Source organism: Streptomyces sp. NPDC002386 (genome assembly GCF_053593175.1).
The window spans coordinates 131,573-145,536 of sequence record NZ_JBSFBX010000018.1 but is presented as its reverse complement, the minus strand read 5'-3'; the positions used below and the strand labels follow the sequence as shown (position 1 = coordinate 145,536).

Genomic DNA, 13,964 nt, shown 5'->3' with positions numbered 1-13,964 from the left:
ATGGCCATGCCGTTGCGTCAGTCCATCAAGGTCGCTACATACCTGGCCGAACAGAAACTCCGCAGGCGGGACAAGTTTCCGCTGATCGTCGAGCTGGAACCGCTCTTCGCCTGCAACCTCAAGTGCGAGGGCTGCGGCAAGATCCAGCACCCGGCCGGTGTCCTCAAGCAGCGCATGCCGGTCGCCCAGGCCGTGGGCGCGGTGCTGGAGTCGGGTGCGCCGATGGTGTCCATCGCCGGCGGTGAACCGCTGATGCACCCGCAGATCGACGAGATCGTGCGACAGCTCGTGGCGAAGCGGAAGTACGTCTTCCTCTGCACCAACGCGCTGCTGATGCGCAAGAAGATGGACAAGTTCACGCCCTCGCCCTACTTCGCCTTCGCGGTGCACATCGACGGGCTGCGTGAGCGGCACGACGAGTCGGTCGCGAAGGAGGGGGTGTTCGACGAGGCGGTGGAGGCCATCAAGGAGGCCAAGCGGCGCGGTTTCCGGGTGACCACCAACTCCACCTTCTTCAACACCGACACCCCGCAGACGATCATCGAGGTGCTCAACTTCCTCAACGACGACCTGCGTGTGGACGAGATGATGATCTCGCCCGCCTACGCCTACGAGAAGGCGCCCGACCAGGAGCACTTCCTGGGTGTGGAGCAGACCCGCGAGCTGTTCCGGAAGGCCTTCGCGGGCGGCAACCGCCGCAAGTGGCGGCTCAACCACTCCCCGCTCTTCCTGGACTTCCTGGAGGGCAAGGTCGACTTCCCGTGCACCGCCTGGGCGATCCCGAACTACTCGCTCTTCGGCTGGCAGCGCCCCTGCTACCTGATGAGCGACGGCTACGTCCCGACGTACCGGGAGCTCATCGAGAAGACCGACTGGGACAAGTACGGCCGCGGCAAGGACCCGCGCTGCGCCAACTGCATGGCGCACTGCGGGTACGAGCCCACCGCCGTCCTCGCCACCATGGGCTCCCTGAAGGAGTCGCTGCGGGCCATGCGCGAGACCGTCTCCGGAAACCGGGAGTGACGCCGTGACCGCCGTCCCCCTGGGCGTCCCCGAGGTGCCGGCCCGGCCGGTCGCGCCGCGCCGTGTGTCGCGGCGGATCCACGTCGGGCCGGTGGCGGTCGGGGGCGGAGCCCCGGTCTCGGTGCAGTCGATGACCACGACCCGTACGTCGGACATCGGCGCCACCCTGCAGCAGATCGCGGAACTCACCGCGTCCGGCTGCCAGATCGTCCGTGTCGCCTGCCCCACGCAGGACGACGCGGACGCTCTGCCCGCCATCGCCCGCAAGTCGCGGATCCCGGTGATCGCGGACATCCACTTCCAGCCGAAGTACGTCTTCGCGGCCATCGAGGCGGGCTGCGCGGCGGTGCGGGTGAACCCGGGCAACATCAAGCAGTTCGACGACAAGGTCAAGGAGATCGCGCGGGCCGCCAAGGACCACGGCACGCCGATCCGGATCGGCGTCAACGCCGGCTCGCTGGACCGGCGGCTGCTGCGGAAGTACGGCAGGGCCACCCCGGAGGCCCTGGTCGAGAGCGCGTTGTGGGAGGCGTCGCTCTTCGAGGAGCACGGCTTCCGCGACATCAAGATCTCCGTCAAGCACAACGACCCGGTCGTGATGATCGAGGCCTACAGGCAGCTCGCGGAGAGCTGCGACTACCCCCTGCACCTGGGCGTGACCGAGGCCGGCCCGGCGTTCCAGGGCACGGTCAAGTCGGCGGTCGCCTTCGGCGCGCTGCTGTCGCGGGGCATCGGCGACACCATCCGTGTCTCGTTGTCGGCACCGCCCGCCGAGGAGGTCAAGGTCGGCATCCAGATCCTGGAGTCCCTTGGTCTGCGGCAGCGGCGGCTGGAGATCGTCTCCTGCCCGTCCTGCGGCCGCGCCCAGGTCGACGTCTACAAACTGGCGGAGGAGGTCACGGCAGGCCTGGACGGCATGGAAGTGCCGCTCAGGGTCGCGGTGATGGGGTGCGTGGTCAACGGCCCGGGCGAGGCCCGTGAAGCCGACCTCGGAGTTGCCTCGGGCAACGGCAAGGGTCAGATCTTCGTCAAGGGCGAGGTCATCAAGACCGTCCCCGAGTCGAAGATCGTGGAGACCCTCATCGAGGAGGCCATGAAGCTCGCCGAGGGGGCGGGCACCGCGGACGACGTGAGTTGAGGCAAGGCACGGCACGGACCGAGAGGGGGCCCAGCGTGACGATCCTGGAGACCATCCGGCAACCACGCGACCTGAAGGCGCTGTCCGAGGCGGAACTCGGCGAACTGTCCCAAGAAATACGCGACTTCCTGGTGGAAGCGGTTGCGAGAACCGGTGGTCACCTCGGACCCAACCTGGGCGTGGTGGAACTGTCCATCGCGCTCCACCGGGTCTTCGAGTCACCGGTCGACCGCATCCTGTGGGACACCGGCCACCAGAGCTATGTGCACAAGTTGCTGACGGGACGTCAGGACTTCTCCAAGCTGCGCGGCAAGGGCGGCCTGTCCGGCTACCCCTCCCGCGAGGAGTCCGAGCACGACGTGATCGAGAACAGCCACGCCTCCACCGCGCTCGGCTGGGCGGACGGCCTCGCCAAGGCCAACCAGGTGCTGGGGGAGGACGGGCACGTGGTCGCGGTCATCGGCGACGGCGCGCTGACCGGCGGCATGGCCTGGGAGGCGCTGAACAACATCGCGGCAGCCCGGGACCGGCCGCTGATCATCGTCGTCAACGACAACGAGCGCTCCTACGCCCCGACCATCGGCGGACTCGCCAACCACCTGGCCACGCTGCGCACCACCGACGGGTACGAGAAGGCCCTCGCCTGGGGCAAGGAGGTGCTGCTGCGCACCCCGGTGGTGGGCAGCACGATCTACGAGTCCCTGCACGGCGCGAAGAAGGGCTTCAAGGACGCCTTCGCCCCGCAGGGCATGTTCGAGGACCTGGGGCTCAAGTACCTCGGGCCGATCGACGGGCACGACATCGGCGCCGTCGAGTCGGCACTGCGCCGCGCGAAGCGCTTCCACGGGCCCGTGCTGGTCCACTGCCTCACGGAGAAGGGCCGCGGCTACGAACCCGCGCTCGCCCACGAGGAGGACCACTTCCACACCGTCGGCGTGATGGACCCGCTCACCTGCGCGCCCCTCGCACCGGCCGGCGGCCCCTCCTGGACCTCGGTGTTCGGCGACGAGATCGTCCGCATCGGCGAGGAGCGCGAGGACGTCGTCGCCATCACGGCGGCCATGCTGCACCCGGTGGGCCTCGGCCGCTTCGCCGAGCGGTTCCCGGACCGGGTGTGGGACGTGGGCATCGCCGAGCAGCACGCGGCCGTCTCGGCGGCCGGGCTCGCCACCGGCGGACTCCACCCGGTCGTCGCCGTCTACGCCACCTTCCTCAACCGCGCCTTCGACCAGCTGCTGATGGACGTGGCCCTGCACCGCTGCGGGGTCACCTTCGTGCTGGACCGGGCCGGTGTCACCGGAGTGGACGGGGCGTCCCACAACGGCATGTGGGACATGTCCGTCCTCCAGGTCGTGCCCGGCCTGCGGATCGCCGCCCCGCGCGACGCCGGGCAACTGCGCGCGCAGCTTCGCGAGGCGGTCTCCGTGGACGACGCGCCCACCCTGGTCCGCTTCCCCAAGGAAGCGGTGGGCCCGGACATCCCGGCTGTCGGCCAGGTGGGCGGCATGGACGTACTGCACCGCGGCGAACACCCCGAGGTGCTGCTGGTGGCCGTCGGCGTGATGGCGCCGGTGTGCCTCCAGGCCGCCGAACTGCTCGCGGCCCGGGGCACCGGCTGCACGGTGGTGGACCCCCGCTGGGTCAAGCCCGTCGACCCCGCCCTGCCGGGCCTGGCCGCCGGACACCGGCTCGTCGCCGTCGTGGAGGACAACAGCCGCGCGGCGGGTGTCGGTTCGGCCGTGGCCCTCGCCCTCGGCGACGCGGACGTGGACGTGCCGGTACGCCGTTTCGGCATCCCGGACCAGTTCCTCGCCCACGCCAAGCGCGGCGAGGTACTGGCCGACATCGGCCTCACGCCCGTGGAGATCGCCGGGCGGATCAGCGCCAGTCTGGCCGTCGGGGCCGTGAGGGCCGCCGACGGCACAGCCAAGGAGAGTGAATGAGCACGGAGTTCGACCTCGGCGCCCTCCTCGCCGAGCGCGGAGCCGAACGTTACGAGCTGCACGCCAGGCACCTCAACCCGCAGCTCCCGCGCATGCTGCACACCATCGGCTTCGACCGGGTCTACGAGCGGGCCGAAGGCGCCCACTTCTTCGACGCGGACGGCACCGACCACCTGGACATGCTCGCCGGGTTCGGGGTGATGGGCCTCGGCCGCCACCACCCGGTCGTCCGCAAGGCGCTGCACGAGGTCCTGGACCTCGGCCTCGCCGACCTCACCCGCTTCGACTGCCAGCCGCTGCCGGGCCTTCTCGCGGAGCGGCTGCTCGCCCACAGCCCTCACCTGGACCGGGTGTTCTTCGGCAACAGCGGCACGGAGGCGGTGGAGACCGCCCTGAAGTTCGCCCGGTACGCCACCGGCAGGCCCCGCGTGCTGTACTGCGACCACGCCTTCCACGGCCTGACCACCGGCTCCCTCTCGGTCAACGGCGAGGACGGCTTCCGCGACGGCTTCGCCCCGCTGCTGCCCGACACCGCCGTGCCCCTCGGCGATCTCGACGCCCTCGCCGGGGAGCTGAGGAAGGGCGACGTGGCCGCCCTGATCGTCGAGCCCATCCAGGGCAAGGGCGTGCACGAGGCACCGCCCGGCTACCTGCGCGCCGCCCAGGAACTGCTGCACCGGCACAAGGCGCTGCTGATCGCCGACGAGGTGCAGACCGGCCTCGGCCGCACCGGCGACTTCTACGCCTACCAGCACGAGGAGGGCGTGGAGCCGGACCTGGTGTGCGTGGCCAAGGCGCTGTCCGGCGGCTACGTACCCGTCGGGGCCACCCTGGGCAAGGACTGGATCTTCAAGAAGGTCTACTCGTCCATGGACCGCGTCCTGGTCCACTCGGCCAGCTTCGGCTCCAACGCCCAGGCCATGGCCGCCGGCCTCGCCGTGCTGTCGGTCATGGAGAACGAGCAGATCGTCGCCGGGGTGCGTGCCACCGGCGAGCTGCTGAAGTCACGGCTCACCGCGCTGACCGACCGCTACGAGCTGCTCGCGGACGTGCGCGGCCGGGGCCTGATGATCGGCATCGAGTTCGGGCGGCCCTCCTCGCTGAAGCTGCGCGGCCGCTGGACCATGCTGCAGGCCGCCCGCAAGGGCCTGTTCGCGCAGATGGTCGTCGTCCCGCTGCTGCAGCGCCACCACATCCTCACGCAGGTCTCCGGCGACCATCTGGAGGTGATCAAGCTCATCCCGCCGCTGATCATCGACGAGGCCGACGTGGACCGGTTCGTCACCGCCTTCACCGCCGTCATGGACGACGCGCACAGCGGCGGCGGACTGATGTGGGACTTCGGGAAGACGCTGATCAAACAGGCGGTGGGCAACCGCTAGGCCGCCCGCCCGAGCAGTTTTGCCTCTGAGGCAAGAAATTTGCCGCAGAGGCAACTCTGCGGCTCAATGGAGGCATGAACGCCTCAGAAGCCGCGCCACCGGCGGGCGAGGGCGACGACCTGCCCGCCGTGGCGCCGCAGCTCCGCGCCCTGCGCCGGCGTGCCGCCCTCACCCTGGAGGCGGCGGCCCGTACCGCGGGGCTCTCGCCCGCCCACCTCTCCCGGCTGGAGACCGGCGGGCGCCAGCCCTCGCTGCCGATGCTGCTCGCGCTCGCCCGCACCTACGGTACGACCGTCTCCGAACTGCTGGGCGAGCGGGTCGCCGACCGGGACGCCATCGTGCGCGCCGCCGACATGGAACCCACCCGGGCGGGCGGCTGGACCTACTTCCAGGCCGGCGCCTCCGGCCGGGGCATGCAGGCGCTGCGGGTCCGCGTGCCGTACGGCGCGCAGGGCGACATCGTGCGCGTCCATCCCGGCGAGGAATGGCTGCACGTCTTGAAGGGACGCCTCCGGCTGCGCCTCGGCGACACCGCGCACCTGCTGGCCCCCGGGGACAGCGCGCACTTCGACTCCCTGACCCCGCACCGCCTGGCCGCCGAGGACCAGGGCGGCGTGGAGCTGCTGTTCGTCCACACCCTGCTGCAGAGCCCCACGGCCGCGCTGTGCCTGGGCCCCCTGACCGGAGAACTGCCATGAGCGACTTCGAGGAGAAGTTCCCCCGCTCCCTGTGGGTCCGGCTGATCATCTACATAGCCGTGGGCCACCTGTTCGCCGCGTTCCTCTACCTGCTGTTCGCGGTGGGCGCCAAGAGCTGACGGGCGTCAGTCGAGCAGACGCTCCCGCAGCCGCTCACGGGTCCGCGAGGTGAGTCCGAGGCCCTGCTCGAAGTAGGCGTCGAGCCCGCCCCACGTCGCCTCGATGCTGCCGAACGCCGCCTGCAGGTACTCCGCGCGCGCGTCGAAGAGCGGGCTGAGCAGCTCCATCACCTCGGGGGTGTACGCGGAGTCGGGGCTGCCGTTGCGGCGCACCTTGTAGCGGCGGTGCTTGGCGTTGGACTCCAGGTAGTCGGCGACGATCGCGTCGCGCTCCACGCCCACGGCGAGCAGGGTCACCGCTATGGAGATGCCCGCCCGGTCCTTGCCGGCGGCGCAGTGCATCAGCGCGGGGACGCTGTCCTCGGCCAGCGAGTGCAGCACCCGGGAGTGCTCGGCCGTGCGCTCGGTGACGATCGTCCGGTACGAGGCGACCATCCGGGCGGCGGCCTTGCCGTCGGCGAGGATGGCGCGCAACTGGCCGACGTCGCCGTCGCGGACCATCTTCCAGAACTCGGCTCCGTCCGCCGGGTCGCTCAGCGGCAGGTTCACGTTCCGCACGCCCGGCAGGGCGACGTCCGGGCCCTCCAGCTTCTGGTCGGCCGCGTTGCGGAAGTCGAACACCGTGTGCAGGCCCAGGGAGCCGAGGAAGGCCGCGTCCTCCTCCGTCGCGTGCGCGAGGTGGCCGCTGCGGAACAGCACCCCCGGGCGCACCCGCCGGCCGTCCTCGGTCGGCAGTCCGCCCACGTCACGGAAATTGCGCACACCGGCCAGCTCCGGCTCGGTCGACGGGACCTGCTGCGTCACGGGGGCTCCTCCGGGTCGGACCCCGTCGGCTCGGCGCGCCGGCGGGCGTTCCGTCGACGATACGACATCGATCACCTCGGGCAACGAGTTGTCCACAGGCGTTGCTACCGGGGCGCAGCGGCCCCGATGATGTGCGCACCTGCGCGGATCTGTTGACACCTGTGAGGTCTCGATGGTGGACATCGCCGAGAACGGACGGACCTGGCTTCTGTCGGGGCCCACCAGCAGCTACGCCCTGCACCTGACCGAGGCGCACGAACTGCTCCACCTCCACTGGGGGCCGCGCATCGCGCTCGCCGACGCCGAGGCCCTGGCCATGGGCCCGCAGCCCGTCCACCGGCCCTTCGAGTCCCCGCTCGACGGCCGCGAGGAGTACCCCGTCGAGGGCGGCCCGCGCTTCGTCCGCCCCGCCCTCTGCGTGCGCACCGACGAGCGGCGCGGCACCGAATGGCGCTTCGTGTCGTACGCATGCGACCGGGACGGCACGGGGGACGGCACCGACGGCGCGGAGCTGCGGCTGCGCTTCGACGACGACGGACTGGCGATCACCCTGCACTACCGGATGCGCGGCGACGTCGTGGAGCGCCGGGTCACCCTGGAGAACGGCGGGCACGCGCGCGTGGAACTGCTGCGCGCCGACGCCGCCACCTGGACCCTGCCCGACCGCGACGGCTGGCGACTGTCCCAGCTGCACGGCCGCTGGGCGGCCGAGTCCCTGCTCACCCGCGCGCCGCTCACCCACGGCGAGAAGGTCATCGGCAGCCGCCGCGGCCACACCGGCCACCAGCACCTGCCCTGGGTCGCCCTCGACACCGACGCCACCGAGGAACGCGGCGAGGTCTACGGCTGCGCGCTCGGCTGGTCCGGCTCCTGGCGGATCGCCGTCGCCCAACTGCCCGACGCGCGCGTGCAGATCACCGGCGGGGCCGGCCACGACGACTCGGGCCTGCTGCTCCTCGCACCGGGGGAGTCCTACACCACCCCCGTCTTCGCGGGCCTGTGGAGCGACGGCGGTTTCGGCGGGGCCAGCCGGACCTGGCACGCCTACCAGCGCGCGCACGTGATCCCGGACGCCGAGCGGGACCGGCCGGTGCTGTTCAACTCCTGGGAGGCCACGTTCTTCGACATCTCCGAGGAGCAGCAGGCGGCGCTCGCGCGGCGGGCGGCCGGCATCGGCGTCGAGCTGTTCGTCGTCGACGACGGCTGGTTCGGCGCCCGCACCAGCGACCGGGCCGGACTCGGGGACTGGACGCCCAACCCCGACCGGTTCCCGCACGGCCTCAAGCCCCTGGCCGACCAGGTGCACGGCCTGGGCATGGGGTTCGGCGTCTGGGTGGAGCCCGAGATGGTCAATCCGGACAGCGACCTGTACCGCGCCCACCCGGACTGGGTGCAGTACCAGCCGGGCCGCAGGCGGACGGAACTGCGCAACCAGCTCGTTCTCAACCTCGCCCGCGAGGACGTCCAGGAGTATCTGTGGGAGCGGCTGGACACCCTGCTGTCCGGTGCCCCGATCGACTACGTGAAGTGGGACTTCAACCGCTGCTTCACCGACGCCGGCTGGCCGGGGGAGCCGTATCCGCAGCGCCTGTGGATCGACCACGTCCGCGCGCTGTACGCCCTGCTGGACCGGCTGCGTGCCGCCCACCCCGGAGTCGCCTTCGAGTCCTGCTCGGGCGGCGGCGGCCGGATCGACCTCGGGGTGCTGGGACGCACCGACCAGGTGTGGACCTCCGACAACACCGATCCGCTCGACCGGCTCGCCATCCAGCACGGGTTCAGCCAGCTCCATCCCGCGCGCGTGATGGCCGCCTGGGTCACCGACAGTCCGAACACCCAGCTCAACGGCAGGGTGAGCACCCTGCGCTTCCGGTTCGTCAGCTCCATGGCGGGCGTTCTCGGGGTCGGCGGCGACCTCACGGAGTGGACCGACGACGAGCTGGCCGAGGCCCGGCGGTGGGTCGCCCTCTACAAGGAGGTCAGGCCGCTCGTCCAGCGCGGCGAGCTGTACCGGCTGCTGCCCCCGGCGGGAGGTCTGAGCGCCGTCCAGTACGTTCTCGATGACGAGACGGTCGTCCTGGCCTGCCTCCAGGCGCAGAGTTACGGAGAGCCGGTGCCCCGTGTACGGCTGCGCGGCCTCGATCCGACGGCATCGTACGAATGCCGCGAAACGGGCGAGGTGCACCGGGGTGCGGTACTGCTGCACCACGGGCTGACGACCGGACTGCGCGGCGACCTGGACGCGGCAGTCATCCGCCTGTGTCGCATATGACTCCTATGTCCCGATTGGTGCCTTCGTTGTAATTCGGCACGGAATAAAGGCGACTGGGGGAGCGCTGCGTGAGGAGCGTCATAACCGTGACCGTCCGCTGTTCGTCATGTCCACCTAATTCCCGGAGCGCAACGGGAATTTGAACTCGCGGGGCGGGCCGGAATTCACGCACGGTGACCGAGAATTTCCTATTTGGATCTTCTGGCACCTGAACGCCGGGAATCTGTCGCTTGTTTCCCCGCGTTCCGCTCGCTTACGTTCGCCAGCAATCCGGACGGAACGCCGAATCCTGCCGCCGCCCGGAGTCCCACACACATGACCCGTGCACGGCAGGAGCGGGGGACCCATCAGGTACGACTGCCTGTCCCGGTCTCCGCGACAGGCTCGGGGTGCAGCCGCGCACCGCGCGGCCGGGCAGCTCCAGCCCGAACCCGACAGCTCACCTCGCAGGCGCCGGAGAGGAATGCGTCATGCCCGCGAAGGGTAAGCACCGCCGCCCCAAGTCCCGGCGATTCACCCGCTCCGTCGCCGTCGCCGGAACCGGTGGCGCCGCACTGGCCCTGCCCCTGCTGGGTGCCACCGGAGCGCACGCCGCCACCGCGCAGCCCGTCTCCGGAAAGGCCGTGCAGTCAGTGGCGCAGGCGTCGGCCGGCAAGACCGCCGCGCAGAACGCCTCCGGCGTACGCACCTACACGGTTAAGTCCGGCGACTGCCTCGCGAAGATCGCCGGCGAGCAGCATGTCGGCGGTGGCTGGCACCGGCTCTACGCGGACAACCGGCAGGCCGTCGGCGAGAACCCGGCGCTGATCCACCCGGGTCTGAAGCTGTCGCTGGGCAGGAAGGCCGCCGCTCCGACCCGCGCCCAGACCCCCGCCCCGGCGCGGTCCGCGCAGCCGTCACAGGCCCGGGCGCAGGCCCCGGCGAAGGCCGCACCGGCCGCCCCCGCCACCCAGTCGTCCCCGGTGGCCCGGGCCACCCAGGCCGCCGCCCCGGCCGCCCCCGCCACCCAGGCCGCCCCCGCCACCGGCTACACCCTCCCGGTCGCCGCCCCCACCATCGGCACCGCCTACCACGTAGCGGGCAGCATGTGGTCCAGCGGCTACCACACGGGCGTCGACTTCGTCGTCCCCACCGGCACCCCGCTGAAGGCCGTCGCCGCCGGCACCGTCGTCTCCGCCGGCTGGGGCGGCGCGTACGGCAACCAGGTCGTCATCAAGCTGAACGACGGCTACTACGCCCAGTACGCCCACCTCTCCCAGCTCTCGGTTTCGGCCGGCCAGACCGTGACCCCCGGCCAGCAGGTGGGCCTGTCCGGCGCCACCGGCAACGTGACCGGTCCGCACCTGCACTTCGAGATCCGCACCACCCCGGAGTACGGCTCGGACGTGGACCCCGTCGGCTACCTCCGCTCGCACGGCGTCGCCCTCTGAGCCGTCCGGGCCGAGGGACGCCCTCCTCGACACCACCTGCCTGACACGGCTCCGAAGGCCGGACCCACGATCCCCGGGTCCGGCCTTCGGTGTGTCCGGACGACCCCCGTACCGGCCGTATTCCTGGGTTGGCAAACTCTTTAAGGGTGTCTCATCTCACCGCTCGTCAACCCCTGCCTACGGTCGCGTAGGTCACATCCGAAGGTGAATCATGGTCCGACGTGGCAGACGATTCGAAGAGTGACAACACATCAGTGATCGGGTCGTACGTGGCGGTGGGGGACAGCTTCACCGAGGGCGTCGGCGACCGCGGGCCCGACGGGGCGTTCGTCGGGTGGGCCGACCGGTTCGCGGTCCTGCTCGCCGACCGGCGGCCCGAGGGCGACTTCAACTACACCAACCTCGCGGTCCGCGGGAAGCTGCTCGACCAGATCGTCGAGCACCAGCTCCCGAAGGCCGTCGAAATGGCCCCGGACCTCGTCTCCTTCTGTGCGGGTGGCAACGACATCATCCGGCCGGGCACCGACCCCGACGAGGTGGCCGAGCGCTTCGAGCGCGCCATCGCGGCGCTCGCGGCGGCCGCGGGCACGGTGATGGTGACGACCGGCTTCGACACCCGGGGCGTGCCGGTGCTCAAGCACCTGCGCGGCAAGATCGCCACCTACAACGGGCACGTGCGCGCCATCGCCGACCGTTACGGCTGCCCCGTGCTCGACCTGTGGTCCCTGAGGTCCGTCCAGGACCGCCGGGCCTGGGACAACGACCGGCTGCACCTCTCGCCCGAGGGGCACACCCGCGTGGCGCTGCGGGCCGGCCAGGCCCTCGGCCTGGAGATCCCGGCCGACCCGGAGCAGGCCTGGCCGGCGCTCCCGCCCCGGGGCACCCTGGAGATCCGCCGGGACGACGTCCACTGGGCCCGTGAGTACCTCGTCCCGTGGATCGGGCGCCGGCTGCGCGGCGAGTCCTCCGGGGACCACGTCACGGCGAAGGGCGCGCTGTCGCCCAACGACATCAAGATGCGCATCGCGGCGGTCGCCTGACCCCGCGCGCGGCCTGACCGTGCCCCGTACCGCGATCCCGGCGGTGCGGGGCACGCCCGCACGCCCCGTCGGACCCGCACGTGGATCGGCCGGAGCGCTTCGGCCGGCCGCTCCCACCGGCTACCGGTCCCGCAGGCCCAGTTCCCTGGCCAGGGCGTCGTTCACCCACTCCTGCGCCCGGGCGCGCGGCACCGCGCCCGGATAGGACGTCAGCTGCACGGCCAGGCCGTCGAGCAGGGCGGTGAGCCGCAGGGCCGTGCCCGCGGGGTCCGGGCAGGTGAACTCGCCCGCCGCCACGCCCTCGGCGATGACCTCGGCGATCGCCGCCTTCCACCGCTGGTCGAGATCCCGGGTGACCGCCCGCAGGGACGGTTCGCGCAGCGACACCGCCCAGCCCTCGATCCACAGCCGCCAGCCCTTGGCCTGGCCCGTGGGCGCGTACCAGCGCACGGCGGCGCGCAGCCGGCGCAGAGCGGAGGTCCGCCGGTCCAGCAGCGCGCGCAGCCGCGCGAGGTCGTCCTCGGCCGCGTAGGCGAAGGCGGCGGCGACCAGCTTCTCCTTCGTCGAGAAGTGGTACAGCACCAGCGCGTTGCTCACCCCGAGCGCCGAGGCCACATCGGCGATCCTGACCGCCGCCACGCCCCGCGCCTCGATCTGCCCGATGGCGGCCCGCAGCATTTCCTCCCGCCGCTCGGCCACACTCAACCGCACTCTCGCCACGCGGTCACACTAGTCCGTCCGCCGGACACCGCCCCAGGGCGCCTGCGGCCGCGGCGCCCGCCGGGTCAGCGGTACCACCCGAAACGCCCGGCGATGACCGGCAGCCGGTCCGACACCAGGGCGTGGGCGGCGGCACGCGGCGTCGTCCCGTCGGCCCGCGCGCGGTCCAGCACCGTCCCGGTCAGGGCCCGCATCGAGCGGCGGATGTGGGCGAACGCCTCTTCGGCGTCCGGGCCGATGTCGCCGAACAGCGTCCACCACCACCAGGCGTTGGTGGCGGAGTTGACCACCACGTCCGGCAGCACCGTCACCCCGCGCGCGGCCAGCAGCCGCTCCGCCTCGGGCAGGACGGGCATGTTGGCGGCCTCGACGATCCAGCGGGCGGTGATCCGCTCCTGACCGGCGGCGTCGACGGCGTACGACACCGCAGCCGGCACCAGCACCTCCGCGTCCGCCGACAGCCAGGCCTCGCCGGGCAGCTCACGGTCGGCCGGGCGCAGGGCGGCGCGGTCGACCGTGCCGTAGGAGTCCCGCGCCGCCAGCAGCGCCTCCACGTCGAGGCCGTCCGGGTTGGCGACGGTGCCCTTGACGTCGGCCACCGCCACCACCGTCAGACCCGCGCGCGCGAGGAAACGCGCCGTGGCCCCGCCCATCGTGCCCAGCCCCTGCACCGCCACCCGGGTGCCCCGGTACGGCACCGAGTCCCGGTCCAGGGCCGTCAGTACCGACTCGGCGACCCCGCAGCCGCCCGCCAGCTCGTCGAGGCCGATGCCGTCCACCCGCACCGCGAAGGCGTCCGCGAGGCGCGCGCGGGCCGCCGGCTCGTCGTCCAGCAGCGGGAACACGGCCTGGACGGTGGAGACCAGGCCCGCCTCGGCGGCGGCCCGGTCCACCAGGTCCTGGCTGAGGCCCAGATCCTCGCCGGTGGTCCAGCAGCTCTCGACGTACGGCCGCATCGCGCGCAGGTAGCGCACGAGCAGCCCGTAGGCCGCCGGGTCCCGCGGGTCGCAGTCGATGCCGCCCTTGGCGCCGCCGAGGGGGACGTAGCGGGCCTGCGGGTCGTAGTGCAGGGCCTCCTTCATCGTCATGCCGCGCGCGAGCCCGGTGACCTCCTCCAGCGTGCAGCCCGCGCGCATGCGCAGCCCGCCGCTGGCCACACCGCGCACCAGCCGGTCGACGACCAGGAATCCGCGCCGCCCGGTGACGTGGTCGGTCCACACGAGCGACATGAGGGGGGCGGCGGTCACGGTGGCTCCCGGAGGTGGGTCACTGAGCGGCATGACGGGTATTACTGAACAGCGGGTCAGTATCCGCAGCCGCCGGGCCGCTGTCAAAGCGCCGTGCGGGCCGCCCCGGCCGCCCGGTGGGCCGGGATGGTGGAGCGGGCGGCTCCGC

12 protein-coding genes and 1 riboswitch are annotated in these 13,964 nt (G+C 71.9%); of the genes, 9 read left to right on the top strand and 3 right to left on the bottom strand.

Going from position 1 to position 13,964, the window contains the following annotated elements:
• The 6 genes from hpnH to ACWCPN_RS30255 all read left to right on the top strand — a co-directional run bounded on the left by hpnH (position 1) and on the right by ACWCPN_RS30255 (position 6,303).
• A complete protein-coding gene (gene hpnH, locus ACWCPN_RS30280) occupies positions 1-1,023 on the top strand; it encodes an adenosyl-hopene transferase HpnH (protein WP_451212526.1) in 1,023 nt (340 codons plus the stop codon).
• 4 nt (positions 1,024-1,027) lie between these two features.
• Positions 1,028-2,161, top strand: a complete 1,134-nt coding sequence (gene ispG / locus ACWCPN_RS30275) for a flavodoxin-dependent (E)-4-hydroxy-3-methylbut-2-enyl-diphosphate synthase (protein WP_451212523.1) — start codon at positions 1,028-1,030, stop codon at positions 2,159-2,161.
• A gap of 35 nt (positions 2,162-2,196) precedes the next feature.
• Positions 2,197-4,104, top strand: coding sequence for a 1-deoxy-D-xylulose-5-phosphate synthase (gene dxs / locus ACWCPN_RS30270; protein WP_451212520.1), 1,908 nt, complete (start codon positions 2,197-2,199; stop codon positions 4,102-4,104).
• Positions 4,101-5,486 (top strand): aminotransferase class III-fold pyridoxal phosphate-dependent enzyme, encoded by a 1,386-nt coding sequence (locus ACWCPN_RS30265; RefSeq protein WP_199212813.1) that lies wholly within the window; start codon positions 4,101-4,103, stop codon positions 5,484-5,486. Before dxs ends, ACWCPN_RS30265 begins: the two co-directional genes overlap by 4 nt.
• A gap of 74 nt (positions 5,487-5,560) precedes the next feature.
• Complete coding sequence (locus ACWCPN_RS30260; protein WP_451212517.1) at positions 5,561-6,184, top strand: helix-turn-helix domain-containing protein; 624 nt, start codon at positions 5,561-5,563, stop codon at positions 6,182-6,184.
• Entirely contained in the window at positions 6,181-6,303 is a 123-nt protein-coding gene (locus ACWCPN_RS30255; RefSeq protein WP_365124230.1) for a DUF6126 family protein, read from the top strand. The genes ACWCPN_RS30260 and ACWCPN_RS30255 overlap by 4 nt, the downstream gene beginning before the upstream one ends.
• Before the next feature lie 6 nt (positions 6,304-6,309).
• On the opposite strand, the gene ACWCPN_RS30250 is transcribed toward ACWCPN_RS30255, so the two are convergent.
• Positions 6,310-7,107 carry a tyrosine-protein phosphatase gene (locus ACWCPN_RS30250; RefSeq protein WP_451212513.1) on the bottom strand — a complete coding sequence of 266 codons (798 nt, stop codon included), beginning with the start codon at positions 7,105-7,107 and terminating at the stop codon, positions 6,310-6,312.
• Between the two features lie 172 nt (positions 7,108-7,279).
• Here ACWCPN_RS30250 and ACWCPN_RS30245 point away from each other — a divergent pair, with 172 nt between their 5' ends.
• From ACWCPN_RS30245 to ACWCPN_RS30235, 3 genes are all read left to right on the top strand, one after another.
• A complete protein-coding gene (locus ACWCPN_RS30245; protein WP_451212510.1) occupies positions 7,280-9,379 on the top strand; it encodes an alpha-galactosidase in 2,100 nt (699 codons plus the stop codon).
• A gap of 307 nt (positions 9,380-9,686) precedes the next feature.
• Positions 9,687-9,845: riboswitch (cyclic di-AMP (ydaO/yuaA leader) on the top strand.
• 4 nt (positions 9,846-9,849) lie between these two features.
• A complete protein-coding gene (locus ACWCPN_RS30240) occupies positions 9,850-10,809 on the top strand; it encodes a M23 family metallopeptidase (RefSeq protein ID WP_451212507.1) in 960 nt (319 codons plus the stop codon).
• Between the two features lie 254 nt (positions 10,810-11,063).
• Complete coding sequence (locus tag ACWCPN_RS30235; RefSeq protein ID WP_451212618.1) at positions 11,064-11,849, top strand: SGNH/GDSL hydrolase family protein; 786 nt, start codon at positions 11,064-11,066, stop codon at positions 11,847-11,849.
• A 120-nt stretch (positions 11,850-11,969) separates the two neighbouring features.
• Here ACWCPN_RS30235 and ACWCPN_RS30230 read toward each other — a convergent pair whose 3' ends face one another.
• The gene (locus ACWCPN_RS30230) at positions 11,970-12,569 is read right to left on the bottom strand and encodes a TetR/AcrR family transcriptional regulator (RefSeq protein WP_451212504.1); all 600 of its coding nucleotides are present in this window, start codon (positions 12,567-12,569) and stop codon (positions 11,970-11,972) included.
• A 65-nt stretch (positions 12,570-12,634) separates the two neighbouring features.
• Positions 12,635-13,849 (bottom strand): Glu/Leu/Phe/Val dehydrogenase dimerization domain-containing protein, encoded by a 1,215-nt coding sequence (locus tag ACWCPN_RS30225; protein ID WP_451212501.1) that lies wholly within the window; start codon positions 13,847-13,849, stop codon positions 12,635-12,637.
• Positions 13,850-13,964 lie beyond the last annotated feature (115 nt).